Source organism: Mycobacterium syngnathidarum, assembly GCF_001942625.1.
Taxonomy (GTDB): Bacteria; Actinomycetota; Actinomycetes; order Mycobacteriales; family Mycobacteriaceae; genus Mycobacterium; species Mycobacterium syngnathidarum.
The window spans coordinates 74,509-99,575 of the sequence record NZ_MLCL01000052.1 but is presented as its reverse complement, the minus strand read 5'-3'; the positions used below and the strand labels follow the sequence as shown (position 1 = coordinate 99,575).

Here is a 25,067-nt window from a genome sequence, read left to right as displayed (position 1 = left end):
CGTCGCTGGATCGGCGGTGGTGTTCGGTGCGCTTTTCGTCTCGGTCTTCGCGGGGCTCACGGCCCTCACTCTATGCGGGCCCACCGACGCGCAGACGACTCCGAGCCATGTCGGTCAGCACCCTGGCGGCCGGGCTCGTCGGGCCTTGCGCCCGCCAGGCGAATACCAGCCGGCCGCGCAACTCAGGCGTGATGGGCAGCGGATGCAGCGCGGTATGAGCGGCAGCCGCCGATTCCGGCAACACCGCGACTCCCAGTCCACGCTCGGCGAGTTCGGCCAACGCGTTCGGGGTATTCGCCTCGAAAGCCACCCGCACCGCCACCCCTGCTGCCCGGCAAGCCAGGTCGAACTGGTCGCGGATGCCGGCACCACTCGGCAGGGCGATGACCGGATGCTCCACGAGATCGCGCAACGCGACGGTGCGTCGTCGACGCCACGGATGGTCGCCCGCCACCGCGGCGACGATGCGCTGATCGGTCACCACCTCAGCAGTCAGTCCGGCGGGCAGGTCGGCGCCCACCGACACGATGGCCGCATCGAGGCGCCCCGAGTGCAGGCCGTCCAGTAATGCGTCGGACTCGTCGGTGGTCAACGTGATGTCGACCAGCGGATGGGCGGCGTGGAACTGAGCGAGCAGTCCCGGCATGTCGAAGTCGTGAGCCGTCACGGTGCCCACCACCACCGAGCCGCGCACCAATCCGCCGAGTTCCTCCACTGCGGCGCGGGCGGCGACGACGGCAGCCAGTGCCGCCCGGGCGTGGGGCAACACGGCTTCGCCTGCGGCGGTCAACCGGACCGCACGGCGGCTGCGATCGAACAGTTGTTGGCCGAGCTCACGCTCCAGCCGGCGGATCTGGGCGCTGACCGCCGGTTGCGCCACGTGTACCCGTTCGGCGGCGCGGGTGAAGTTAGCTTCCTCGGCCACCGCGACGAGGTACTCGAGCTGCCGCAGTTCCATAAGAGTTCACAATAGTTTGTGGACTGAGTATGTATTGGACTTATCGTTTGGCGCTGCCCAGGCTGGAGTCATGTCCACAGAACCGATCGTCATCGCCGGCGCCGGCATCGGCGGCCTCACCACCGCACTCGCACTGCATGCGAGAGGGTTTCGCGTTCAGATCCTGGACAGCGCCCGCGAACTGCGACCGCTCGGCGTCGGCATCAACCTGCTGCCGCACGCGGTACGCGAACTTACCGACTTCGGCCTCGGCGAGGCCTTGCCGGCCATGTCAGCGAACCCAGCCGTGATCGATTTCTACCGCTCCGACGGCGCGCTGCTGTTCCGCGAGCCCCGCGGTATCGAGGGCGGCTACGGCCATCCGCAGTGTTCGGTGCATCGCGGCCGGTTGCAGATGCTGCTGCTCGACGCGGTCCGATCCCGGCTGGGTCCCGATGCGGTGCATACCGGAACCCGCGTCACCGGGTTCAACGACCGTCGCCGGGCGGTCGTCGTACACACCACCGCCGGTGACGTTTGCGGCGCGGCACTCGTCGGCGCCGACGGCATCGGCTCCCGAGTGCGGGCCATCCTGCACCCGGGACCCGACCCGCTGCTGACCTCCGGCGTCACCATGTATCGCGGTGCCGCCCGGATGACACCGTTCCGCGACGGCCGCACCATGGCAATCATCAAGGGCGCCAATGGAATCGACCTCATCACCTACCCCATCGGTGGCCATGAGGTGAACTGGGTCGCCCAGGTCCCCGACCATCCGCCCGGCCCGCTTCCCGGCGCGGCCCAGTGGAACGCCCCGGCCACCGCCGAGGACGTGCTGCCCCACCTGGCCGGGTGGCGCCTCGACTGGCTCGACCCGGTCGAACTGCTCGCAAGCACCGCAGACATCTTCAGCTACCCGATGGTCGACAAGGATCCGTTGCCCCATTGGGGCCGCGGCCCGGTGACGCTGCTCGGCGATGCCGCGCACCCGATGTACCCGGTCGGCGCCAACGGCGCCTCGCAGGCGATCGTCGATGCCCGCGTGCTCGCCGACCACGTGGCCACCGACGGCATTGCGGGGCTATCCGGCTACGAGGACGAACGCCGACGGGAAACCGCCGACGTCATCGCAGCCAACCGCGACATGCATGGCACCGGGGCGGCCCGCACGGCCGACGAACTCGACCTGATCACCCGGAGGTACCGCACCGAGACGGCCCGGAGCGCCCGCTGATGACCACATTTGTCCTCGTTCCCGGAATGTGCCATGGCGCATGGTGCTTCGACGACCTGTCGGACGCACTGCGCGCCGCCGGTCACCGGACGCTGCCGCTGACCTTGACCGGTGTCGCCGAACGCGCACACCTGATGCCCGGCGGGGTGAACCTGGACACCCACATCGCCGAGGCGGTGGGGGTGGTCGAAGCCACCGTCGAGCCCGGTTCGCAGGCCAGCCGCGACGTCGTCCTCGTCGGACACAGTTACGGCGGGATGGTGATCGCCGGCGCCGCCGACCGGATTCCCGATCGCATCGACGCACTCGTGTTCCTCGACGCCCTGGTGCCCCGCGACGGCGAGTCCTGCTGGGATCTGGTCAACGACGAGGAACGCCGGTGGTACCTGGGAGTGGACGACTCGGGCTTCGGCGTGCCACCCATGCCGTTCTTCGATGCGCGCGCCACCTCGCATCCGCTGGCCAGCGTCCTGCAGCCACTGCGGATGTCCGGCGACCTGAATGGGTTCCGGCGGCGCGATTTCGTCTATGCGCTGGACTGGCCGGGCGAATCACCGATGCTGACCTCCTACGAGCGCGTCCGCGACGACCCGCACTGGACGTGCCATGAACTCGACGGCAGGCACAACCTGATGCGTGACAATCCTGAGGACCTGGTGCGCATACTGCTCGATGTCGCGTCCTGACCCGTGGGACAAAACTGCAACACGTTTCAGTTTTGCGGTCTCGATCGTTTAGGCTGGGCCGCGTGCCAGCAGCATCTTCGCAACCCGCGATCGACGGATGGTTCGCCACCGACGACGCCGGTGCCACTCACCTGATCGGCGGCAAGTGCACCCAGTGCGCCACGTACGTGTTTCCGCCGCGCGAGAACAACTGCCCCAACCCGGCCTGTGACAGCGACACCCTCGACCTGGTTCGGCTGTCGCGCCGCGGGAAGGTGTGGAGCTACACGGAAAACCGGTACCTCCCGCCCGCACCGTATCCCAAGTCCGACCCGTTCGAGCCGTTCGCGATCGCCGCGGTGGAGCTCGCCGATGAAGGGCTGATCGTGCTCGGCAAGGTCGTCGAAGGCACGCTGGCCGCCGATCTCAAGGTCGGTATGGAGATGGAGCTGACCACCATGACGCTCTACACCGACGACGAGGGCGTCGAGCGCACCACCCACGCCTGGAGGATCGCATGAGCACTCCCGAACCGCTGTACATCCTCGGCGCGGGCATGCACCCGTGGGGCAAGTGGGGCCGTGACTTCACCGAATACGGCGTCGTCGCCGCGCGCGCCGCCCTGGCCGAGGCCGGCCTGGACTGGCGACAGATCCAGTTGGTCGCCGGCGCCGATACCATCCGCAACGGCTACCCGGGCTTCATCGCCGGGTCGACGTTCGCCCAGAAGCTGGGCTGGAACGGCGTGCCGGTGTCGTCCAGCTACGCAGCCTGCGCGTCCGGCTCGCAGGCGCTCCAGAGCGCGCGGGCCCAGATCCTGGCCGGCTTCTGCGACGTCGCGCTGGTGATCGGCGCCGACACGACGCCCAAGGGTGCGTTCGCGCCCGTCGGCGGCGAGCGCAAGAACGACCCGGACTGGCAGCGCTTCCACCTGCTCGGCGCGATGAACCCGGTGTACTTCGCCCTGCTGGCCCGGCGCCGGATGGACCTCTACGGCGCCACCGCCGCAGACTTCGCCCAGGTGAAGGTGAAGAACTCGCGCCACGGCCTGCAGAACCCGAATGCGCGCTACCGCAAGGAATCCGCGATCGAGGACGTGCTGGCCAGCCCGGTGGTGTCCGACCCGCTGCGTCAGCTCGACATCTGCGCCACCTCCGACGGAGCCGCCGCTCTGATCGTGGCGTCGAAGTCGTTCGCCGAAAAGCACCTCGGCTCGCTGGAAGGCGTCCCCTCGGTGCGCGCGGTCTCGACGGTGACCCCGCAATACCCGCAACATCTGCCCGAATTGCCAGATATTGCAACCGATTCCACCGCTGTCGTAGCGGCACCGGAGCGGGTGTTCAAGGACCAGATCCTCGACGCGGCCTACGCCGAAGCGGGCATCGGCCCCGAAGACGTCAGCCTGGCCGAGGTCTACGATCTGTCCACCGCGCTGGAACTGGACTGGTACGAGCACCTGGGCCTGTGCGCCAAGGGCGAAGGCGAGCAACTGCTGCGTTCCGGTGCCACCACCATCGGCGGCCGCGTTCCGGTGAACCCGTCCGGCGGTCTGGCCTGCTTCGGCGAGGCCATCCCGGCGCAGGCCATCGCGCAGGTGTGCGAGTTGACCTGGCAGCTCAAGGGCCAGGCCACCGGCCGGCAGGTCGAGGGCGCCAAGGTGGGCGTCACCGCCAACCAGGGCCTCTTCGGCCACGGCTCCTCGGTGATCGTCGCCCGCTGATCCGGACGCCGAATCTGAGCTAGATGTCGAGTTCCTCTCGAAAATTCGCACATTTCTTCAGGTTCGGCGCGTGATAGTCACCGTCCGGGTCAAGCCCGGTAGCCGCAAAGGCCCGCTGGTCGAGGTCGACGACGACGGCGCGCTCACCATCTACGTCCAGGAGCGCGCCGTCGACGGCAAGGCCAACGATGCCGTCACCAAACTGCTTTCCCAGCATCTGGGAGTGCCGCGCAGCCGCGTGGAGTTGATCTCCGGCGCGACTGCGCGGCTCAAGCGTTTCCGGGTCCGCTGAGGTTGCGGTTCCACTCCAGCCAGCCCACCCCACTGCGACCGTCCGCCGTGCGCACCTTCGCCCAGGCCCGCGGGAACTGGCTGACGCGCCCGTCTTCTCCCGGGGCCACCAACAGCACGGGTGCATGAGCCGCGATGTCGACGGTCACCTCGATGTCGCCGGGTTGCAGAACCAACGTCGTCGATACCGGCAGATCGTCGGCGCCGAGCTGGTAATCCGCTGTGATGCTCTGCAATTCGACGAGCGGTTCCCCTTCGCGCTGCGAATAGCCGATACCCATCGGAGGCATACCGGGGATTCGAACGTCCACACCGTGCAGATGGGTGCCGTCGTCGAGGTGGATCGCGCTCCACACCCAGTTCATCGCCCACCAATCACGGACTCCCCACGAATGATCGCGCTGACCGACGACGGCTTCGACGGTGTGGGTGTGATCGCCGATGATCACCGTTCCTGACACCACGCACGGAATCTCGTACCGGGGCGTGACGCGGTACTGGTACGGCGTGCCCACGGTGGTCCAGGTCAGGTCCAGCGTCACCGAGGTGGCCTGTCCCGACTCACCCCGCAGCAACGCCGACGGGTCGTCGAACGCCTCGCCGGTGCCCGTGGCCGTCAGGCGATACGTCTCGAGCGGTTCGTCGGGGTGCAGGTTCAGCTCGACCCCGTCCCCCTTGACCGACGACGGTTCGGCCAGTGGCGCGTGAAAGTCGTTGAGCGCCACGGTCGGCATCCCCGGGCCGCAGAACAGCACATTGATCCACGCCGTCTCCTGGTTCGGGATCAGGCCCAGCCGGACCCAGCCGCCGAAGTCCGCCTCGGCATCGACGAAGTCGAAGTACCAGCTCTCGTTCCACAGCGCTTCATCGGTGGGCGGGTGCGCAAGCTCATCCTCGGCGGCGGGCACCAGTGGCTCCGGAACCTCCGGTGACGCAAGGACATCCAACGCCTGAGTGTCCAGCACATGGCTGCAGTGCCGCTCGAGCATCGTCATGAACATCGCATCGCCGCGTTCGGTGCGCTCCACCAACATCGACGAGATGATCGCCATCATCACACCGAAGAAGCTCTGCCGGCGTACGCCGTCACGCACCTGGTCGAGTGTGAGCGTCGAGTCCGGCCCGAGGGCCCGGTGATAGGCGGTCAGCAACTCGTCGTAGTGGGCACGACGCTGTTCGACGGGCAGGGCGCAACCGATGAAGTACGCGACGTCGGTGAACGCCGGTCCCTCGGTGACAGTCTGCCAGTCGACCACCGTCAGGGCCCGGTCCGCGCCCGCGTCGCCGAACAGCATGTTGTCGAGCCGGTAGTCGCCGTGGACCAGACCCGTGGGCCGCTCGGGCGCACTCTCGTCGGCCAGGTACGTGTCGAAGCTCTCGACGAGCCGCTGGCATACCTGGCGCTGCTGCGGCGTGATCACGTCCGCGTAGCGCTCGACGAACGCCGCGTACAGTCCGGCGATCAGCGCCTGGTTGACCGGCGCCTCACGGTTGAGCCATTCAGCCCGCTCGAGCGCCTCGGCACCGGCCGCCGACCCGTGGATACGGCCGAGCTCGCCGAGCGCCACCGCGGCCTGTGCGGCTGTCGCCCCGCGGATCTCGTCACCCACCACGGCGGGCACGGCGTCGCCGAGCAACAGGTCGAAGGCGCCCGTCTGGGTATCGATTGCGGCGTGGTAACAGGGTGCCACCGGCCCGGCCACCAGGGCAGGTGCGATGTCGGTGTAGAACCGCACCTCACGCTCGTAGAGGCCCATCGCCAGTCCGGTCTGGCGACTGCTGGGATCGGTGGCGGCCACCTTCAGCACCACCGATGCCGGTCCGTTCACGTCCCCGGCGTAGTTCAGCGAGACGCGGTAGCACTCGCTCATCTGGCCGGTTCCGATCCGCTCGAAACGGAATCCACTGACGGGGCCGACGTCCAGGGCGGCGGTCAGCCAATCGCAGGTCAGGTCTTCGGGGCGCTCCAGTACGGCGGTCTGAGTCGGTTGCACACAGGCAACCTAGCAGTGTTCCGCATCACATATGACAGGTGTCAACTAATGGTGTGCTGCCGTGGCATGCCCGTGTGCGCAGGCTCCCGGCGGAGTGGCCGGCACGTCCAGCGCCGGATTGCGGTCGAAGAAGGCGAACGGCTTGAGCCAGAACGACACCACGTCCACCGGCATGACGGGCCAGTCCTCTGGACGGGTGATGTGGTGAATACCGAACACATACCAGAGCACTACATCGGTGTTCTCGATCGAGCGGTTGGCCTTGGTCCACTCGCCCAACCCGGTGTCGGCCGCCGACTGGTTGACGAACTCCCCCGCCGGCCAACGTTCGTCGGGCCGGTTCGGGGTCACCCACAGCGTGTGGGTGATGACGTTGGCGCGTTGCACCACGGGCGAGGAAGGGTCGAACATCGCCGGGATCGCCCCGGTGGGTACCAGCTTGTAGGACGGGTGCGTGCCCAACCCGTTGACGACGTTGGTGTTGACCACTTTCCAGGCCCGCTGGGTGTCGAAGCTGACGTCCTGCTTCCCCTCTTGCTCGGTGCGCAGCGGCTGGTTACGCACCACCAGCGAGAGGCCGTACGGATTGTCGGGGCCCATCTCTTCGGCGTATGACTCGGTCATGTAGACGGTGTTGTCGGTGCCGTCGACATCCAAGTCCAAGCGGGCGATCAGGAAGTGCTGATGGAACGGCGCATACGTGCGCTCGTCGACAAGCGTGCCGTTCTTGGGTGTGGGCCCGGCGGGGAACGGTGTGGTGACCATGATCCCGGTGGCGCGGACCTCACACTCGATGTTGCCGTCCTGGTAGAGCCGCCAGTACACCAGGTACTCGTAGTTGGCCACCGTGACGTGGAATGACAGTGTGAGCCTGCGCATCCGGCGCACCTGGGCGCCGGCGTCGTGGTCCACGTGCTTCCACAGCACGGCGTTGTCTTCCTCGTGGATGCAGATCGCGTTGGTGATCGTGTACGGCTCGCCGGCGCTGTCGTGCAGAACCGCATCCAGATAACGGATCTCACCGAGGCAGTCGCAGCCGAGCTCCAGCGAGGTGGTCATGAACCCCAGCCCCCACTCCCCGATGTCGAACGCGGTGCGGCGGTAGTGGTCCACCGCGGAGTCCCGATAGGGCACCACCATCTCGGAGAATGACATGCGATGTGCCACAGAGCGATCCGTCTCACCGTCGCGGTATCGCACGGTATGCAGGGTCATCCCCTCGCGGTGGTTGAAGCCGACCCGCAGCGACCAGTTCTGCCAGTGCAGCAGGTTGCCGTCCAAGGTGAACGACGGACCGTCGGGCTGGGCGATGTTCAGCGGCTTGAGCGGCTCGCGGCGCGATCCGGACCGGATCCGCTCGGGAATGTGATGCGGCACGTATTCGCCCATCACGTCGGGCATTTCGGAACTACCGTCATCTTCGATGCGCAGCACTTCCATGGTGTTTATGTCGATCACGCAGTGCAGGCCACTGATCGGGTGGGCATAAGGATTGGCCCCGGCAGCCTGCTTGTACCAGGTGTCCGACCATCCGATGCGGCGGTCGCGGTATTCCGGCGGAGCAACCGCGTCACCGTAGGTCCAGGTATCCATGAACACGTTGTCCAGGTCCGTGATGCCGCGTTTGGCGAGCGCGGTGATCACCTCGGGGTGCCGACGCAGCACCTGGTCGCATTCCACGAACTCGTCGACGGTGAAGTTGGCCTGGACACCCGGGACATGGTCGAATTTCTCGACCCGGTCGTCGGTCAGCGACACCACGCCCTTGTAGGTGGCGTTGGCCGACCGATCCAGACAGATCACCGCCGCGCGCCGGGGCGGGGTGGCACCGCCGCCGTCGAAGTCAGCCAGTTCGGCCTTGGACGGCTCGACAAGTTCCACCGAGGCGACCCGCCAGCCCTCCCCGACTCCGTGCTCACGCCGCAATATCGCTGCCACCGCGCGAAACTCGTCGGCGGACAGCGGATCCAGTGGGTAGTCCACACCGGATACGCAACCACATCCGGCCGATTCCCTGCAGCAAATCGCGCAGACTGGAGGAGGCGAACTCAGCTGCCGGCGAGGGTGAACCCTTCCCAGGCCTGACGCCGCACCGACCGCGGGTCGTACTCGACGCGTGGCCGGCGGTCGAACACGAACACCGCCCGCTCGTCGGTGTTGTAGGCCGGCCAGCCCGGCCCCGGGTTCCCGGTCCGGGTGAACTCACGCCATCGCCGCTGCACGTCCCGGCTGACCCGCCGGGCCGATGCACGATCGCCCACCGCGGTCAGCGCCGCACCGTATGTCGTGTGGTACGTGTCGAACACGGCCAGCAGCTCCATTGCGTGCGTCGCCCCCAGCCCGGCCCAATGCAAGGTCCGCGGCGCGTAGTCGTAGCGGTACACGTACGTAGGCGCGTGCCGGCTGTGCGCCTCGGCGATCTGCCAAGTGGCCGAGGCGAACGCGAAATCTCCGCCGAGCCGCACGCAGGCCGCGCTGCTCGGATAGTCCGGATAGGCCTCCACGATCCGCCGCCGCTCCTCGGGATCGGTACGGGCGAAAAGCTTTTCGATCATCGGCTCGTTGGTGGGCAGCAACTGGAGGAACCGGGTGAACAGGCGTCCCTCGTCGGCATTGTTGCCGACGATCAACGGAACCTGTTGAGCCAGACCCTCGGCCATCGCGGTAACCGGATCGATCGGCAGATAGTCGGTGCCGAAAGTCGGGCCGACCGGAAACGCACCCGGGATGTCCGTCTGGCCCCGCATGATCTGGGCTTCCAGTGCCCGGCCGAGCTCGGCCGGGCGCGCCGACATCAGCGCTGCGGCCGCCGATCCCCCATCGGGACTGATCAATTCGGCCAGCTGACCGGCGATTCGGGCGGCAGACTCCGCGGAGCTGACCATCCCGCTGGCCGGGCTCTCCGAGATCACCCGGGCGAACAGTCCTGCGGCGTCGGGTACGGCGAGCAGGGTCGTGACCGCGTGCGCGCCCGCGCTCTCACCGAAGATCGTCACATTGTCGGGGTCGCCGCCGAAAACCGCGATGTTGTCGCGTACCCAGCGCAACGCCAACACCAGATCACGCAAGAACAGGTTGTCGTCGATGGGATGTTCCTGTGTCGACAGCGACGACAGTTCGACACACCCGAGCATGCCGAGCCGGTAATTGACCGAGACGAACACGCAGCCGCGCCTGGCCAGCGCGGCGCCGTCGTAGATGGGTGTGGCCGAGCTGCCCAGGATGTAACCGCCGCCGTGCACGAAAAACATCACCGGCAGTGGGCCGTCGGCGTCGTCGCGCTTCTCCGGCGCGACCACGTTGAGTGTCAGGCAGTCCTCGCTCATCGGCTGGTGCTTGCCGAGGCCGACGAGCGTGTAGCGACGTTGCTGGGGGGCGCAGTAACCGAATCCGTGGCAGTAGCGGACGCCGGGCCATGGCTCGGCCGGTTCGGGTGCGCGCAGGCGCAGCCGGCCGACCGGCGGTTTGGCGTAAGGAATGGAACGCCAGCGGTGTGCGCCGTCGCGCGTGAATCCCTCGACGATGCCGCTGCTGATCTTTGCCCGGACGGTCCGCTCGTGCATGCACCGACCGTATCGAACTGGACGGGTGTCGACGGACATGCGGTGGGCGCGACACGCGCCCGCTAGCCTTGCGGGTATGCGCACCGTTGTGACTGTTGGGGCTGCTGTGCTTTCGGTGGCTCTGGTGGCGGCCTGCTCGTCGGGAGGGGGGCACGAGTCGCAACCGAGCTCAAAGCCCCGGATGTCGATGCCGGCCGGCGCCCCACACACCAAGACCACCACGCCCACCACTACGACGACCTCTCCCATGCCCACCACAGCACCGGCCGCCGGGACGCCGATGAACCGCGTGATCAAGTGGGTCGAGGCAGGCACCCCGGCCGAGCCGTCCGGCTTCCACACCGCCACGCGCGACGGCCAATCCACCAACCTCGGCGAGGACATCTCGTTCGTCGCACCTTCGGGCACCGCCCGCTGCGCCACCGACAAGAATCTCGGCGGCCAACTGGCATGTCTGATCAAGGCCGACGACCTGCCGTCGAAACCGGCTGACGTCGAGGGTCAGTGGATCCCCGGTTGGGTGGATTTCGCCGGGGAGACCGTGGATGTGGGCTCACTGCACGGAGATCCGGGCCGATTCGGCTATGGCGACGGCGCCGAACTGGCCGAGGGCAAGGCACTGGCCTTCGGCGACTACCGGTGCCGGGCCGATGCCACCTCACTGGTGTGCGTCAACTACGCACACCAGTCCGGGGTGCTGCTGAATTCCTCCGGTGTGGAACCGCTGGGCTGCCTGAAGCCGGTCCCGCCGCCCGTGGGCGTGGGGCGTCAGCTCAGCTGCCCGCCCGACTAGCGCCAGCCGTCGGCGGCCTTCGCAGCCTGGATCAGCGCGTCACACAACTGCCGTAATTCGTCTGCCCCGGCGCCCTCGTCGACCGCGATGGCCACATCCTCGGCGGCGCACCTGACCTGGTAAACCCGGTCGGACAGCTGAGTGGCCTCGTCAGCGCTGAGCACCACCGAATCCGGGGCCAGCGAGGTGCCCCTGACCATGGCGCGCTGTTCGTAGGCCCGCTGCCGGCAGGACTGCCTGCAGTACTGGCGACGGCGACCCATCTGCGCATCTGCGACCTCGCGCCCACACCACCGACACGGCTGCGGACGATCACGTCTGTGGTGGCGCGCCATGCTCAAGACTGTAGACGGAGCTGGTTCGTGACCCGCGTATCATCAATGGTCGAGTCGGGAACTTGGCAACGCCGAGCAGCGTTGATACATCCGGACAAAAACGCCAAATAAGGAGTGTTGACGATGGCTGATCGCGTCCTGAGAGGCAGTCGCCTCGGAGCCGTGAGCTACGAGACCGACCGCAACCATGACCTTGCGCCGCGTCAGGTGGCCCGCTACCGCACCGAGAACGGTGAAGAATTCGACGTCCCGTTCGCCGACGACGCCGAGATCCCCGGCACCTGGCTGTGCCGCAACGGGCTCGAGGGCACCCTGATCGAGGGCGAGGTGCCGGAACCCAAGAAGGTCAAGCCGCCGCGTACCCACTGGGACATGCTGCTGGAGCGCCGGTCCGTCGAGGAGCTCGAAGAGCTGCTCAAGGAGCGGCTCGACCTGATCAAGAGCAAGCGCCGCGGCAGCTGAACCGCGCATAAAAACATAAAAAACCGCGATATGCCGCAGGCATATCGCGGTTTTTTGTCTCCGGTTAGCGCACCACGCCCCGGGCACGGTCCAGACGCCCACGGATGCCCCACTCCGCGACCTTGAACATCGCCTCGCGGATGTTGGAACCGCTCATCTTGGAGACCCCGAGCTCGCGTTCGGTGAACGTGATGGGTACCTCGACGACGTTGAAGCCGTTGTTGATGGCCCGCCAGGTCAGATCGATCTGGAAGCAGTAGCCCTTCGAATCGACCGCTGACAGGTCGATCTTCTCCAACACCTCGCGCCGATACGCGCGGTACCCGGCAGTGATGTCGTGGATCCCGACCCCGAGCAGCAGCCGAGAATAGGTGTTGGCGGTCTTCGACAGGACCAGCCGGCGAACCGGCCAGTTACGCACCGTGCCGCCGGACACATAACGCGAGCCGATGGCCAGATCAGCCCCGGCGTCGACGGCGTCGAGCAGCCGGTTCAGTTCCTCGGGTGCGTGACTGCCGTCGGCGTCCATCTCGACCAGAACCGAGTACCCGCGGCCGAGCCCCCAGGCGAAACCGGCCAGATAGGCCGCACCGAGGCCGGCTTTGCTGGTCCGGTGCATCACGTGCACGCGGTCCGGGTCGGCCAGCGCCAGCTCATCGGCCAGCTGACCGGTGCCGTCGGGACTGCCGTCGTCGACCACCAAGATGTGCACCTCGGGGCAGGCATGATGCACGCGCCCGACGATCAACGGCAGGTTCTCCCGCTCGTTGTAGGTGGGAATGATCACCAGGCTGCGCTGACTCGGGCGTTCACCGTCCTGGGGGCGCGCTCCGTCACCAGGGACTGTCATGTGGCTCCTTCATCGTCGCGGGCCTTCGCGGTGCGACGCCTCAAAATTTTTTGCACGAACCCTCCATTGTGCAGTATTGCGGCCAGCAACGCCCCAAATCCAATCGTGACCAGCACCACCTGCAGGGCCGGCCCCCATTCGGTGGCCGGCGTCACATCGGACTTCAACCGCACCTGACTGTCCAGATAGGCTGGTTCGAAGAACTCGGTCCGGGCCAACTCACGCCCGTCGGGAGCGATCACCGCGCTGATGCCCGTGGTGCCGGCGACCACGAGGTACCGATCGTGCTCCACTGCCCGCAGTTTGCCGAAGGCCAGCTGCTGCGCGCTCATGTTGGCATCGAACGTCGCGTTGTTGGTCGGCACAGTCAGCACCTGGGCACCATTGAGCACCGACTCCCGCGCCGCCCGGTCGAAGATCACCTCCCAGCAGGTGGTCACCCCGATCGGCACCCCGGCCGCGTGCACGACGCCGTTGCCCTCACCCGGCACGAAATAGCCGGCCCGGTCCGCGTACGACGACAGATGTTTGAAGAAGCTGCGCCACGGCAGGTACTCGCCGAACGGCTGCACGATCTTCTTGTCGTGGCGCTCTCCGGGCCCGTGTTCGGGATCCCACACGATCACGGTGTTGGTGGCCACCGGGTTGTCGGCGGTGTAGCCGTCGGCCTTGGTGACGGCGCCGACAAGGATCGGCGCGCCGATGGCGTCGGCCGCCGCGGTGATCTGGGCCGCGGCATCGGCGTTGGCCAGCGGATCGATGTCGGAGGCGTTCTCGGGCCAGACCACGAACATGGGTTGCGGGGCCCGCCCGGCACGGACATCCCCGGCCAGCCGCTGCGTTTCCTTCACATGGTTGTCGAGGACGGCGCGGCGTTGCGCGTTGAACTCCAGGCCCAACCGGGGCACGTTGCCCTGCACGGCGGCCACGGTGACAGCCGGTTCGTCGCCGGCACCGGTTCCCGAATGACGGACCTGAGGCCACATCAGTGCAGTGGACAACAGCACCACGGTGATGCTGAGGCCGGGCAGCATGACCGCCGGCGCCGGGAAGCCCGGCTTGTGTCCGTGATGCCACCACTGCACGATCTCCAGCGCCAGCAGTGTCACGCTGAAGCCGACGACCGCCACCGCGGCCGACACCAGCGGTGCACCGCCCCACCGCGCGATGGCCAGCAGTGGTCCGTTGGTCTGACCGAATCCGAGGACGCCCCAAGGGAACCCACCGAACGGCACGGTCGATTTGAGCCACTCCTGGGTGACCCACAGCGCGGCGAACCACACCGGCCACCCTGGTAGCCGCCTGACCACGACCGCAGACAGGCCGAAGAGCCCGCAGAACAGCGCTTCCACGGCGGCCAGGGCCAGCCACGGCATCGCGCCGACCAGGCCGCTGATCCACGGCAGCAGCGGTATGTAGAACGCGAGGCCGAACAAGAACCCGTAGCCGAAGCCACCCGCGCGGGTGGTGGAGCGCAGCGTCAGCACCCACCCGATCAACGCCAGCCCGACGAAGGCCGCCCACCACCAGCCGGTCGGTGGATAGCTCAGGCACAACGCGAGACCGCCGCCGACCGCCGCGCTCAGCTGCGCCCACCGCGCCACCGCGGCCCGGCCCAGGCGTGAGGCCGACACGGTCACCACCGACCAACGGTCGGGTGTGCCCGCCGCGGTCAGGCGATATTCGCGCGCCTCGGGATCATCGTCGGGATCGATGTCGGCCACCGGATCGCCGGTGGCATCCTCATCGAGTTCGTCGAAGGACTCGTCGTCGAGTTCATCGAGCTCGGCGAGTTCGTCCTTCTCGATGGCCGGGATCACCTCGGTGGTCTCGTTCGGACCCGGCCGCCGCAGACCGAAACGGTCTGCGCGTCCCGACCGCGGACGGCCCGACTCGTCTCCGGGAAGGTCAGTGCCCATGGATGACGACACCCCGGTGAACGGTCCGACGGCAACGCGGCAGCTCCGCATCGGCGGCCAGCCGCGGCAGGGCCGGCACCCGCGAGCGCGGATCGGTCGACCACCGCTGCACGGCGTTGGCCGGCGCACTGACCTCCAGGTCTTCGGCATCCCACACGGCGTAACTGGCCGGAGCTCCGGGGATGAGCGTCCCGGTGGAGCCATCGCGCACACCGCCGGCACGCCAACCGCCGCGAGTGGCCGCAGCGAACGCGGCACGAGCTGAGATCGCGCTGCCCGCACTCCGGTGCGAAACCGCGGCACGCACGGTTTGCCACGGGTTCATGCTGGTGACCGGGGTGTCGGAGCCGAACGCGAGGGGCACGCCTTCGGATGCTAACAGCGCAAACGGGTTGAGCTGGTGAACTCGATCAAGCCCGAGGCGTTGGGCATACATGCCTTCTTCCCCACCCCATAGGGCATCGAAGCTGGGCTGCATGCTGGCGATCACACCCCAGGCCCCCAGCTGGGCGGCCTGTTCGGGGTTGACCATCTCCAGATGTTCGAGACGGTGGCCGCAGCGGGCCAGGGCCGGGCCGCCCAATCGCTCTGCCGCTGCGGCGAATCCCGCGACGACCGCCGACGCGGCAGCGTCGCCGATCACGTGGAACCCGGCCGGGATTCCGGCCTCGGTGCAGGCGTACACGTGCGTGCCGATGGCACCTGCGTCGAGGTAGGAGTTGCCACAGGTGTCGGGAGCGTCGTGGTAGGGCGCATGCAGCCAGGCAGTACGCGAGCCGAGGGCACCGTCGACGAAGAGGTCTCCGGCCAGACCTCGGGCGCCGGTCTCGGCAATCAGATGACGGGCGTGTTCGGCGTCGCGAGCCGGCTCGCCCCAGTAACCGACGACCTCTACGCCGTGCTCCAGCGCACGAAGTTCCTGCCAGTCGAGCAAACCGCCGATCTGTGGTCCCGCGCACTCGTGGACCGCGGCGATGCCCGACGCCGCGGCGTGATCGAGTGCCGCGACGCGGGCGGCGTGCCGCTGCTGCGGGGTCAGCTGCTCACGCGCGGCCGCACGGACCAGGTGATGTGCCTGCGCGCTGAGCGGACGCTGCGGGTCGAACCCGGTGACCTCGACGAGGGCAGGCACCAACCGGCGCAGAGCGGTGGTCGCGGCGGCCGAATGTACGTCCACCCGGGCCAGATACGCCGGCCGGTCGCCCAGCACCGCGTCCAGATCCTCGGTGCTCGGGCCGGTGCGCTCGGGCCACCCCGACTCGTCCCAGCCGTGTCCCCATACCGGACCGTCAGGGTGCCTGCGCGCGTATTGGCCCACCAGATGCAGGCAGTGTTGCAGTGAGGTGGCCCCACGGAGGTCCAGGCCGTCCAGGCTGAGGCCGGTGGCGGTCAGGTGAACGTGGCTGTCGACGAACGCGGGTGCGACGAAGCCGCCATCCAGGTCGACGACCTCGGCTTCGGGAAACTGCGCGCGGCCGATGTCATCGGTACCCAGCCACGCCACTACCCCGTCGCGTACCGCGAAAGCGGTCGCGTCGGGGTAGCTGGGGCTGTGGATTCGCCCGTTGATCAGAAGTGTGGTCAAGCTGTTTCGGGTGGCGTTTAGGCCTTGGGAGGCAGGCGGTACGGATCGACGTCGTTGACGTCGATTACTTCGCCGTCAATGTAGTCGCCCCTCCCGTGCCGATAACCAGCGGTACCAGTGGCCGTGCCGAATCCGGCAGGCGCCGCGACGATGATGGGGATCCGCCGGGCGACCAGCCCCGTGAGCACCGGCCGGGCAGCCGCACGCGTCGGCGGCAGCAACAACAACGCGCCGAGAACGGAGCTGGCCAACCCGGGAATCACCACCAACACAGTGCCCAGCGCCACCAACACGCTGTCCGAGACCGCGCCCTGCGGGTGGGACAACCCACCCGACAGGCCCGCCCGCAATCGGCGGATGTGCCGGTTGAGCTGCGAACCCGCCAACGCCAGCCCGATCACGAACGAAGCCGCGAGCACCAAGACCGTCCACCCGAAACCGATCGTCGCCGTCAACGCGACGACGACTGCCATCTCGAGGACGGCGTAGATGAGGAACAGCCGCATAGCCATGCTTGCTCAACGATCGGGTGGGCGGTTCGGTTCCTGATCTGCCGGGCCCTCGGCTGCGTGTACCTCGATCGCGCTGTGCACCCTGTCGATGCCACCCCGCAAAAGTGCCTGTGGGATGAAGTACCAGGCGTGATTCCAATACCGTCTGATGATTGCGTTGAACACGCGGCGGGTCTCGGTCTTGGGCAGATTGCGCGCCACGGCCGCTACCGGCTCACCCTTGGGCGCCCCGAGCACACCACACTTCTGGATCGTTACCCGCGGAGTGTTGTTGATGCGCTTGGTCTTCCACGATCCGTCGTCGGTGATGATCAGCAACTTGTCGCCGTCGGGTACGCCCCACACTGCGGTCGGCTTGGGTTTTCCGGCCTTGGTGAATGTGGTCAGCAGCAGGTACTTCTCGCGGTAAACGTCCTCGAACGTGGGTGCCATGTTGCTCAATTCACCGGTTTGAGCAGTAATGAAACATTGTTCTCCATTCCGCCACGCCACTTGGAGAACAGGTTGAAGGTCTTGCCCAGCAGACCGTAACGCTTACCGATCGCGTCATAGGTGGCACCATTGGCCGACTTGGGCAGCACCTCGGCCGTGGCCTCGACCGCTTCGCTCTTGGGATTGCCGCGCACGTCACACACCGCGACGGTGACCCGCGGGGTATTGCGGATGCGCTTGACCTTCCAGGACGCCTCCTGGGTGATCACGACGAGCCCGTCGGCCGACGGAGCGGCCCAGATCGCGGTCGGCTTGGGCCTGCCGTCTTTGGTGAAGGTGGTCAGCAGAACGTAGTTGGCCTTGGCGACGTCGGCGAAGGTGAGAGCCATTGACTCAATCTACTGTCTCGGACGCGCTCACCCTTCCAGCTCACCTTCGGTTTCCAGCAGCACCTGGCGCAGCCCGTCCAACGTGGCCGCCTCGGGCTGGGCCCACATGCCCCGGCCCGCGGCCTCCAGCAATCGCTCTGCCATGCCGTGCAACGCCCACGGATTGGACTCGGACATGAACTTTCGGTTCTCGTCGTCGAGCACGTATTCGGCCGAGAGCCGTTCGTACATCCAGTCGGCCATCACGTGCGCGGTGGCGTCGTAGCCGAACAGGTAGTCGACCGTCGCCGCCATCTCGAACGCGCCCTTGTAGCCGTGCCTGCGCATCGCGGTGATCCAGCGCGGGTTGACCACGCGGGCCCGGAAGACGCGGTTGGTCTCCTCCGACAGCGTGCGGGTGCGGACCGCGTCGGGGCGGGTGTTGTCTCCGATGTAGGCCGCCGGGGCCTGCCCGGTCAATGCCCGCACGGTGGCCACCATGCCGCCGTGGTACTGGAAATAGTCGTCGGAGTCGGCGATGTCGTGTTCGCGGGTGTCGGTGTTCTTGGCCGCCACCGCGATTCGCCGGTACGCCCGGTTCATGTCGTCGGCGGCGGGTGCGCCGTCGAGTCCACGACCGTAGGCAAATCCGCCCCAGGCGGTGTACACCTCGGCCAGGTCGGCGTCGTCACGCCAGTTGCGGCTGTCGATCAGCTGCAACAGGCCCGCCCCGTAGGTCCCCGGCTTGGATCCGAAAATCCTTGTGGTGGCACGCCTCTGGTCACCGTGCTCGGCCAGGTCGGCCTGGGAGTGGGCACGCACATAGTTGTCTTCGGCCGACTCGTCGAGGCCCGCCACCAAGGCCACCGCATCGTCGAGCATGGTGACCACGTGTGGGAAGGCGTCACGGAAGAACCCGGAGATCCGCACCGTGACGTCGATACGCGGACGGCCGAGCTCGGACAAGTCGATCGGCTCCAGGTTGACCACGCGGCGCGAGGCGTCATCCCACACCGGCCGCACTCCGAGCAGGGCCAGCACTTCGGCGATGTCGTCACCGGCGGTGCGCATGGCCGACGTACCCCAGACGGAGAGCCCCACCGATTCCGGCCAGCGGCCGTAATCGGTCCGGTAGCGCTCCAACAACGAATCCGCCATTGCCAGACCGGTTTCCCAGGCCAGCCGGGACGGGACCGCCTTGGGATCCACCGAGTAGAAGTTTCGCCCGGTGGGCAGCACGTTGACCAGGCCGCGCAGTGGCGACCCGGACGGCCCTGAGGCGATGAAGCCACCGGCCAGGGCACGCAACACCTGGTCGATCTCGCCCGCGGTACCGGCCAGTCGCGGCACCACCTCGGTGGCGGCGAACCGCAGGATCCGGGCCACCTCCGGGTTGTCGGTGATCTTGTCGACTGTGCCGGCATCCCAACCGGTTTCCTGCAGTGCCGAGACCAGTTCGCGGGCGCCGGCTTCGGCCGCGTCAACAGCTGAGCGGTCATCGCTGCCGTCCTCGGTGAGTCCGAGCGCCTGCCGCAACCCGGGAACGGTTTGCTCGCCGCCGAACAACTGGCGGGCCCGCAAGATGGCCAGCACCAGGTCCAGTTCGCCTTCGCCGGTGGGCTTCTGTCCCAGGACGTGCAGACCGTCGCGGATCTGGACATCCTTGATCTCGCACAGCCACCCGTCGACGTGCAGCAGCATGTCGTCGAAGGAGTCCTCGTCGGGACGATCCTCCAAGCCCAGGTCGTGGTCCATCTTGGCGGCGCGCATCAACGTCCAGATCTGCTGGCGGATGGCCGGAAGCTTGCCGGGGTCCAGTGCCGAGACCGTGGAGTGCTCGTCGAGCAGCTGTTCCAGTTTGGCGATGTCGCCGTAGGTTTCGGCGCGCGCCATCGGTGGGATGAGGTGGTCGATCAGGGTGGCGTGGGCCCGGCGCTTGGCCTGGGTGCCCTCCCCCGGGTCGTTGACCAGGAAGGGGTAGATCAGCGGCAGGTCGCCGAGCGCCGCGTCGGTGCCGCAGGCCGCACTCATGCCGAGGGTCTTGCCGGGCAACCATTCCAGGTTGCCGTGCTTGCCCAGGTGTACCAGCACGTGCGCCCCGAACGAACCGGGAAACGATGAATCCAGCCAGCGGTAAGCGGCCAGATAGTGGTGGCTGGGCGGCAGGTCGGGGTCATGGTAGATCGCTACCGGGTTCTCGCCGAAGCCGCGGGGCGGCTGGACGATCAGCACCACGTTGCCGGATTGGATTGCCGCGATGACGATCTCGCCGTCGGGATCGCGGCTGCGGTCCACGAAGAGCTCGCCCGGTGGCGGACCCCAGTGCTCGACGATGGCATCGGCGAGCTCGGCGGGCAGCGTCGCGAACCAGGCCCGGTAGTCCTTTGCCGACACCCGAATCGGATTGGCGGCCAGCGCTTCGTCGGTCAGCCAGTCCGGGTCCTGCCCGCCGCGTTCGATGAGTGAGTGGATCAGGGCGTCACCGTCGCCGGAGGCGACAATTGTGGCGAGGTCGCCGGAGCCGCCGATTTCGGCGAGGTCGCCGGAGCCGGTTGCCTCGCCGATGTCGTAGCCGGCGTCGCGCATGGCGCGCAGTAGCGCCACAGCGCTGGCCGGTGTGTCCAGGCCGACGGCATTTCCGATGCGAGCATGCTTGGTGGGGTAGGCCGAGAACACGACGGCCACACGTTTTTCGGCAGCCGGGATGGCGCGCAGCCGGGCGTGGCGCACGGCCAGGCCGGCCACCCGGGCACAGCGCTCGGGATCGGCGACGTAGGAGATCAGCCCTTCGGCGTCGATCTCCTTGAACGAGAAGGGCACGGTGATGATGCGGCCGTCGAACTCGGGAACGGCCACCTGGGTGGCGACGTCCAGCGGCGACATCCCGTCGTCGCTATCCGACCATTGGTCCCGCGAACTGGTCAGGCACAGTCCCTGCAGGATCGGAATGTCCAGTGCGGCAAGGTGAGCGACGTTCCAGGAATCGTCGCTGCCTCCCGCACCCACCGCTGCCGGGGTTGCGCCGCCGGCGGCGAGAACGGTGGTGACGAGTGCATCGGCGGTGCCGAGCAGCTCGAGGAGCTCGGGTTCGGCGGTACGCAGGGAAGCGCAGAACACCGGCAACGCGCGCCCTCCGGCCTGCTCGACGGCGTCGCACAACGCCTCGACGTAGGCGGTGTTCCCGGCCAGTTGCTGGGCGCGGTAGTAGAGCACCGCGATGGTCGGCCCATCCGGCACGGTGGCAGTGGGCCGCTCCAGCACTCCCCAACTCGGCGTGGTCACCGGTGCCGCGAATCCGAACCCGGTCATCAGCAGGGTGTCGGACAGGAACGAGTGCAGGTTCGCCAGATTGTCGACCCCGCCCTGGGCCAGGTAGATGTGCGTCTGCAGGGCGGCACCCTGCGGGGCGGTGGAATGCCCCATCAGTTCGGCGTCCGGCGACTGCTCACCGCTGACCACGACCGTCGGTACCCCGCTGGCCACCACGCTGTCGATGCCGTCCTGCCAGGCGCGGTAGCCACCGAGGATCCGGATCACCGCGATGTCGGCGCCCTCGAGCAACTCCTCAAGATCACCGTCGATCAGCCGCGACGGGTTGGCCCAGCGGTACCGGGCCCCGCTGGCGCGGGCAGTGATCAGGTCGGTGTCCGAGGTCGACAGCAGCAGGACAGTGGGAGCAAACACCCCCCATTCGTACCGCACGGACTACCCGATCGGGGCAGTCGGTGCGGTCCGAGGTCATCAGGGTCAGGGCTGGGTCTCACCGAAACGGTCGTGCCAAGACTGCCGGTACGGCGAGCCCGCCGTTGCGACGAGCACAAGGACGAATGCGGCGAATGCACCGAAGGCAAGCATGGATCGCTCCTTCCGCCAGAGGTTTGGGTGTTGCTTCCAATGTTCCCGGTACCGGCGGTTCCGGGAATCCTCGTAAACGGTACGTCCTCAGCCGGTCAAAATCGCCGATCTGTAAGCGACCGAACAGGTTTCCGGGTCAGTGACCGATGTCACACCCATCCCCGAAAGTAAGATGGCGGGCGAGATGAACAGGACCCGAGACCAGGACGCCTGCCCTGGCGCACTGACGGTGCACCAGGCCGCCGACGGCGCCCTCGTGCGGGTCCGCCTCCCCGGCGGGATGGTCACCTCGGCCCAGCTGACGACATTGGCCCAGGTGGCCGAGCAGTTCGGCTCTCCCGCAATGGAACTGACCTCTCGAGGCAACATCCAGATCCGCGCGGTGACCGATACCGAGGGGGCCGCCACGGCGTTGACGGCAGCGGGCCTGCTGCCCTCACCGACCCATGAGCGAGCCCGCAACATCGTCGCCTCGCCCCTGTCCGGGCGCTCGGGCGGCGTCAGCGATGTCCGTCCCCTCGTCGTCGACCTCGACCACGCCATCCAGGCCGACGAGGCACTGGTGTCCTTGCCGGGCAGGTTCTGGTTCAGCCTGGACGACGGCCGCGGCGACATGTCCGGAATCGATGCCGACGCCGGGGTGCACGCCCACGATGACGGCACATTCGCTCTCCTGCTGGCCGGGCGCGACACCGGGGTGCGACTGGATGCCGGTGACGTGGTGGCCACCCTGATCGAGATCGCCAGACGGTTCACCGAGATACGTGGAAAAGCCTGGCGCATAACCGAACTTGACGATCATTCAGCGCTGCTGGAGGGCCTGACCGCCGCCGCACCGGCCGGCGCCACCTGGCCGGCGACGATGACCCCGCCGGTGGGCTGGATCGAGCAACGCGATGGCGACGTCGCACTCGGGGCCGCGCTGCCACTGGGGGTGCTGCAGGCCCGGGTGGCCCGCTTCCTGGCCGCCGTCGAGGCTCCGCTGGTGATCACCCCATGGCGCTCGGTCCTGGTGTGCGACGTGCCGGAGGGGGTCGCGGACACCGCGCTGCGCGTGCTGGCACCGTTGGGACTGGTGTTCGACGAGAACTCGCCGTGGCTGCGGATCAGCGCCTGCACCGGCAGCCCCGGATGCGCCAAGTCCGCCGCCGATGTGCGCGCCGATGCTGCCGAGGCGGTCAACGCCCCCACGGACGCGCACCGGCATTTCGTGGGCTGTGAGCGGGCCTGCGGCAGCCCTCCCGGCGGGGAGGTCCTGGTCGCGGGCGAGGACGGATACCGGCTGCGTATCGCGCCCCCGTAGGGTATGCGGGTGCTCGACTACATCCGTGACGCCGCCGAGATCTACCGGCAGTCGTTCGCGACGATCCGCGCCGAGGCGAACCTGTCGCGCTTCCCCGACGATGTGTCGCGGGTGGTGGTGCGCCTGATCCACACTTGCGGCCAGGTCGACGTCGCCGATCATGTCTCCTACACCGAAGACGTGGTGGCCAGGGCGCATACCGCACTCGCCGCGGGCGCCCCGGTGCTGTGCGACTCGTCGATGGTCGCGGCCGGAATCACTCGCTCGCGATTACCTGCCGACAACGAGGTCGTCTCGCTGGTGGCCGATCCGCGTGCCCCGGAGTTGGCGGCCAAGTTGGGGTTCACCCGCTCGGCAGCCGCGGTCGATCTGTGGGCCGAGCGCCTCGGCGGCGCGGTGGTCGCGATCGGCAATGCGCCGACCGCCCTGTTCCGGCTGCTGGAGCTGCTCGACGAGGGCGCGCCCGTACCGGCCGCGGTGTTGGGCGGGCCGGTCGGATTCGTCGGGTCCGCGCAGTCCAAGCAGGAACTGATCGAGCGTCCGCGTGGGATGTCCTATCTGGTGGTGACCGGCCGGCGCGGTGGCAGCGCCATGGCCGCGGCCGCCGTCAATTCGATTGCAAGTGAGCGCGAGTGAACACCGAGTCGACCAACCGCGGAACCCTGTACGGCGTCGGGCTCGGCCCGGGCGATCCGGAGCTCGTCACGGTCAAGGCGGCCCGGCTGATCGGTGCGGCTGACGTGGTGGCGTATCACAGCGCCAAGCACGGGCACAGCATCGCCAGGGGTATCGCCGCGCCCTACCTGCGCGAGGACCAGATCGAAGAGCATCTGGTCTATCCCGTGACCACCGAGACCACCGACCATCCGGGCGGCTACGTCGGCGCGATGGAGGACTTCTACGCCGCCGCCGCCGAGCGCATCGCCGCGCACCTGGAGGCCGGCCGCGACGTGGCCCTGCTGGCCGAGGGCGATCCCCTGTTCTACAGCTCCTACATGCACATGCACACCCGGCTCACGGAGCGGTTCGACGCCGTCATCGTCCCCGGTGTCACCTCGGTGAGCGCGGCCTCGGCCGCCACGGGCACCCCGCTGGTGCAGGGCGACGACGTGCTGACGATCCTGCCCGGCACGCTGCCCACGGCGGAGCTGGAACGGCGCCTGGCCGACACCGATGCAGCCGTCGTGCTCAAGCTCGGCCGGTCCTACACGCGGGTGCGAGAAGCCCTCGAGTCGACCGGTCGGCTGGACGAGGCCTACTACGTCGAGCGTGCCAGCACGGATCGGCAGCGAGTCTCGCCGGCCGGCGAGGTGGGCAGTGAAGGCGGCGCGGACATCAAGGTGCCGTACTTCTCGCTGGCCATGGTTCCCGGCCGGCCCAGGTCCACCTCGCCGCAGGGCAGCGTGGTGGTGGTCGGCCTGGGCCCGGGCGACTCGGACTGGATGACCCCGCAGAGCCGCCGCGAACTCGCCGCGGCCACCGACCTGATCGGCTACGGCCCTTATCTCCACCGCGTCGGGGCCCGCGCCGGGCAGCACCACCACCCCAGCGACAACACCGACGAGCCGGCCCGCGCTCAGCTGGCCTGCAAGCTGGCTCAGGAGGGCCGGACGGTCGCCGTGGTGTCTTCCGGTGATCCGGGTGTGTTCGCGATGGCCACCGCGGTGCTCGAAGAGGCCAAGCAGTGGCCCGGCGTCCAGGTCCGGGTGGTTCCCGCGATGACGGCGGCCCAGGCCGTCGCAAGCCGGGTGGGCGCCCCGCTCGGCCATGACTACGCCGTGATCTCGCTGTCGGACCGCCTCAAGCCCTGGGACGTGATCGTCGAGCGTCTCACCGCGGCGGCCAAAGCCGATCTGGCGCTGGCGATCTACAACCCGGCCTCCAAGAGCCGGACCTGGCAGGTGGGCGCCATGCGCGAACTGCTGCTCGAGTACCGGGATCCGAGCACCCCGGTGGTCATCGCCCGCGCCGTCTCCGGTGCGCACCCTGGCCCGGGTGAGCGGGTGACCGTGGTGCGGCTGGCAGACCTGGATCCGACGCAGGTGGACATGCGCACGATGCTGATCATCGGCTCGTCGCAGACGCAGTGGTACACGGGTTCGGCTGCCGGCGACACCACCGAGGACCGGGTGTTCACGCCGCGCCAGTACCCCGGCTGAGACGGCCACCGACTGACTCGCGTCGCTTTTTGTTGACAGTTGTCAGACTGGTCGATAGTGTCCGGCGTCACACCCGTTGCAAATGGGAGG

At 67.9% G+C, this 25,067-nt stretch carries 22 protein-coding genes; 10 read left to right on the top strand and 12 right to left on the bottom strand.

Annotated features, from left to right (window positions below):
• Nucleotides 1–70: 70 nt before the first annotated feature.
• Entirely contained in the window at nucleotides 71–958 is an 888-nt protein-coding gene (locus BKG60_RS14390; RefSeq protein WP_070946442.1) for a LysR family transcriptional regulator, read from the bottom strand.
• A gap of 70 nt (nucleotides 959–1,028) precedes the next feature.
• Between BKG60_RS14390 and BKG60_RS14385 the strand changes: the two genes are divergently transcribed.
• From BKG60_RS14385 to BKG60_RS14365, 5 genes are all read left to right on the top strand, one after another.
• Nucleotides 1,029–2,171: an FAD-dependent monooxygenase gene (locus BKG60_RS14385; RefSeq protein WP_070946441.1), complete on the top strand. Its 1,143-nt coding sequence runs from the start codon at nucleotides 1,029–1,031 to the stop codon at nucleotides 2,169–2,171.
• Nucleotides 2,171–2,857 (top strand): alpha/beta fold hydrolase, encoded by a 687-nt coding sequence (locus BKG60_RS14380; protein ID WP_070946440.1) that lies wholly within the window; start codon nucleotides 2,171–2,173, stop codon nucleotides 2,855–2,857. The genes BKG60_RS14385 and BKG60_RS14380 overlap by 1 nt, the downstream gene beginning before the upstream one ends.
• A 62-nt stretch (nucleotides 2,858–2,919) precedes the next feature.
• Nucleotides 2,920–3,357: a Zn-ribbon domain-containing OB-fold protein gene (locus BKG60_RS14375; RefSeq protein WP_070188758.1), complete on the top strand. Its 438-nt coding sequence runs from the start codon at nucleotides 2,920–2,922 to the stop codon at nucleotides 3,355–3,357.
• Nucleotides 3,354–4,556 (top strand): lipid-transfer protein, encoded by a 1,203-nt coding sequence (locus BKG60_RS14370; protein WP_070946439.1) that lies wholly within the window; start codon nucleotides 3,354–3,356, stop codon nucleotides 4,554–4,556. The genes BKG60_RS14375 and BKG60_RS14370 overlap by 4 nt, the downstream gene beginning before the upstream one ends.
• Nucleotides 4,557–4,626: 70 nt before the next feature.
• Nucleotides 4,627–4,848, top strand: coding sequence for a DUF167 domain-containing protein (locus BKG60_RS14365; protein ID WP_070946438.1), 222 nt, complete (start codon nucleotides 4,627–4,629; stop codon nucleotides 4,846–4,848).
• Here the strand turns inward: BKG60_RS14365 and BKG60_RS14360 are convergent.
• The 3 genes from BKG60_RS14360 to BKG60_RS14350 all read right to left on the bottom strand — a co-directional run bounded on the left by BKG60_RS14360 (nucleotide 4,826) and on the right by BKG60_RS14350 (nucleotide 10,404).
• Entirely contained in the window at nucleotides 4,826–6,841 is a 2,016-nt protein-coding gene (locus tag BKG60_RS14360) for a DUF7064 domain-containing protein (protein WP_070946437.1), read from the bottom strand. The genes BKG60_RS14365 and BKG60_RS14360 overlap by 23 nt on opposite strands.
• Nucleotides 6,842–6,886: 45 nt before the next feature.
• Nucleotides 6,887–8,824, bottom strand: a complete 1,938-nt coding sequence (locus BKG60_RS14355) for a primary-amine oxidase (protein ID WP_070188754.1) — start codon at nucleotides 8,822–8,824, stop codon at nucleotides 6,887–6,889.
• A 65-nt stretch (nucleotides 8,825–8,889) separates the two neighbouring features.
• The gene (locus BKG60_RS14350) at nucleotides 8,890–10,404 is read right to left on the bottom strand and encodes a carboxylesterase/lipase family protein (RefSeq protein ID WP_070188753.1); all 1,515 of its coding nucleotides are present in this window, start codon (nucleotides 10,402–10,404) and stop codon (nucleotides 8,890–8,892) included.
• A gap of 76 nt (nucleotides 10,405–10,480) precedes the next feature.
• Between BKG60_RS14350 and BKG60_RS14345 the strand changes: the two genes are divergently transcribed.
• Nucleotides 10,481–11,197, top strand: coding sequence for a hypothetical protein (locus BKG60_RS14345; protein WP_070188752.1), 717 nt, complete (start codon nucleotides 10,481–10,483; stop codon nucleotides 11,195–11,197).
• Here BKG60_RS14345 and BKG60_RS14340 read toward each other — a convergent pair.
• On the bottom strand, nucleotides 11,194–11,532 hold the full coding sequence (locus BKG60_RS14340; RefSeq protein ID WP_070188751.1) for a hypothetical protein: 339 nt from the start codon (nucleotides 11,530–11,532) through the stop codon (nucleotides 11,194–11,196). The two genes, BKG60_RS14345 and BKG60_RS14340, sit on opposite strands and share 4 nt — an antisense overlap.
• A gap of 123 nt (nucleotides 11,533–11,655) precedes the next feature.
• Between BKG60_RS14340 and rbpA the strand changes: the two genes are divergently transcribed.
• The gene (rbpA, locus tag BKG60_RS14335; protein WP_070188776.1) at nucleotides 11,656–11,994 is read left to right on the top strand and encodes an RNA polymerase-binding protein RbpA; all 339 of its coding nucleotides are present in this window, start codon (nucleotides 11,656–11,658) and stop codon (nucleotides 11,992–11,994) included.
• Nucleotides 11,995–12,058: 64 nt separating this feature from the next.
• Here rbpA and BKG60_RS14330 read toward each other — a convergent pair whose 3' ends face one another.
• The 7 genes from BKG60_RS14330 to cobN are packed head-to-tail and all read right to left on the bottom strand — an operon-like array spanning nucleotide 12,059 to nucleotide 21,344.
• The gene (locus BKG60_RS14330; protein ID WP_070188750.1) at nucleotides 12,059–12,844 is read right to left on the bottom strand and encodes a polyprenol monophosphomannose synthase; all 786 of its coding nucleotides are present in this window, start codon (nucleotides 12,842–12,844) and stop codon (nucleotides 12,059–12,061) included.
• Nucleotides 12,841–14,763, bottom strand: a complete 1,923-nt coding sequence (gene lnt / locus BKG60_RS14325; RefSeq protein WP_083339386.1) for an apolipoprotein N-acyltransferase — start codon at nucleotides 14,761–14,763, stop codon at nucleotides 12,841–12,843. The genes BKG60_RS14330 and lnt overlap by 4 nt, the downstream gene beginning before the upstream one ends.
• A complete protein-coding gene (locus BKG60_RS14320; protein ID WP_070188749.1) occupies nucleotides 14,753–16,348 on the bottom strand; it encodes an amidohydrolase in 1,596 nt (531 codons plus the stop codon). The genes lnt and BKG60_RS14320 overlap by 11 nt, the downstream gene beginning before the upstream one ends.
• A gap of 17 nt (nucleotides 16,349–16,365) precedes the next feature.
• Nucleotides 16,366–16,860, bottom strand: a complete 495-nt coding sequence (locus tag BKG60_RS14315; protein ID WP_070188748.1) for an FxsA family protein — start codon at nucleotides 16,858–16,860, stop codon at nucleotides 16,366–16,368.
• A gap of 6 nt (nucleotides 16,861–16,866) precedes the next feature.
• Nucleotides 16,867–17,292: a PPOX class F420-dependent oxidoreductase gene (locus tag BKG60_RS14310; protein WP_070188747.1), complete on the bottom strand. Its 426-nt coding sequence runs from the start codon at nucleotides 17,290–17,292 to the stop codon at nucleotides 16,867–16,869.
• A 5-nt stretch (nucleotides 17,293–17,297) separates the two neighbouring features.
• A complete protein-coding gene (locus BKG60_RS14305; protein ID WP_070188746.1) occupies nucleotides 17,298–17,681 on the bottom strand; it encodes a PPOX class F420-dependent oxidoreductase in 384 nt (127 codons plus the stop codon).
• A gap of 27 nt (nucleotides 17,682–17,708) precedes the next feature.
• Nucleotides 17,709–21,344: a cobaltochelatase subunit CobN gene (gene cobN / locus BKG60_RS14300; RefSeq protein ID WP_165617831.1), complete on the bottom strand. Its 3,636-nt coding sequence runs from the start codon at nucleotides 21,342–21,344 to the stop codon at nucleotides 17,709–17,711.
• 355 nt (nucleotides 21,345–21,699) lie between these two features.
• Between cobN and cobG the strand changes: the two genes are divergently transcribed.
• Genes cobG through BKG60_RS14285 form a run of 3 tightly spaced genes read left to right on the top strand, consistent with a single transcriptional unit; the run spans nucleotide 21,700 to nucleotide 24,977 of the window.
• The gene (gene cobG / locus BKG60_RS14295) at nucleotides 21,700–22,818 is read left to right on the top strand and encodes a precorrin-3B synthase (RefSeq protein ID WP_070946450.1); all 1,119 of its coding nucleotides are present in this window, start codon (nucleotides 21,700–21,702) and stop codon (nucleotides 22,816–22,818) included.
• Nucleotides 22,819–22,827: 9 nt separating this feature from the next.
• Nucleotides 22,828–23,454 carry a precorrin-8X methylmutase gene (locus tag BKG60_RS14290; protein WP_070946449.1) on the top strand — a complete coding sequence of 209 codons (627 nt, stop codon included), beginning with the start codon at nucleotides 22,828–22,830 and terminating at the stop codon, nucleotides 23,452–23,454.
• Nucleotides 23,451–24,977 carry a precorrin-2 C(20)-methyltransferase gene (locus BKG60_RS14285; protein WP_070946435.1) on the top strand — a complete coding sequence of 509 codons (1,527 nt, stop codon included), beginning with the start codon at nucleotides 23,451–23,453 and terminating at the stop codon, nucleotides 24,975–24,977. Before BKG60_RS14290 ends, BKG60_RS14285 begins: the two co-directional genes overlap by 4 nt.
• Nucleotides 24,978–25,067: the final 90 nt, after the last annotated feature.

Coding starts and splice junctions, on each gene's coding strand:
- BKG60_RS14390 (WP_070946442.1), bottom strand. CDS start 958: ATGGAACTGCGGCAGCTCGAGTACCTCGTCGCGGTGGCCGAGGAAGCT.
- BKG60_RS14385 (WP_070946441.1), top strand. CDS start 1,029: ATGTCCACAGAACCGATCGTCATCGCCGGCGCCGGCATCGGCGGCCTC.
- BKG60_RS14380 (WP_070946440.1), top strand. CDS start 2,171: ATGACCACATTTGTCCTCGTTCCCGGAATGTGCCATGGCGCATGGTGC.
- BKG60_RS14370 (WP_070946439.1), top strand. CDS start 3,354: ATGAGCACTCCCGAACCGCTGTACATCCTCGGCGCGGGCATGCACCCG.
- BKG60_RS14350 (WP_070188753.1), bottom strand. CDS start 10,404: ATGCACGAGCGGACCGTCCGGGCAAAGATCAGCAGCGGCATCGTCGAG.
- BKG60_RS14345 (WP_070188752.1), top strand. CDS start 10,481: ATGCGCACCGTTGTGACTGTTGGGGCTGCTGTGCTTTCGGTGGCTCTG.
- BKG60_RS14340 (WP_070188751.1), bottom strand. CDS start 11,532: ATGGCGCGCCACCACAGACGTGATCGTCCGCAGCCGTGTCGGTGGTGT.
- rbpA (WP_070188776.1), top strand. CDS start 11,656: ATGGCTGATCGCGTCCTGAGAGGCAGTCGCCTCGGAGCCGTGAGCTAC.
- BKG60_RS14330 (WP_070188750.1), bottom strand. CDS start 12,844: ATGACAGTCCCTGGTGACGGAGCGCGCCCCCAGGACGGTGAACGCCCG.
- lnt (WP_083339386.1), bottom strand. CDS start 14,763: ATGGGCACTGACCTTCCCGGAGACGAGTCGGGCCGTCCGCGGTCGGGA.
- BKG60_RS14315 (WP_070188748.1), bottom strand. CDS start 16,860: ATGGCTATGCGGCTGTTCCTCATCTACGCCGTCCTCGAGATGGCAGTC.
- BKG60_RS14310 (WP_070188747.1), bottom strand. CDS start 17,292: ATGGCACCCACGTTCGAGGACGTTTACCGCGAGAAGTACCTGCTGCTG.
- BKG60_RS14305 (WP_070188746.1), bottom strand. CDS start 17,681: ATGGCTCTCACCTTCGCCGACGTCGCCAAGGCCAACTACGTTCTGCTG.
- cobG (WP_070946450.1), top strand. CDS start 21,700: ATGAACAGGACCCGAGACCAGGACGCCTGCCCTGGCGCACTGACGGTG.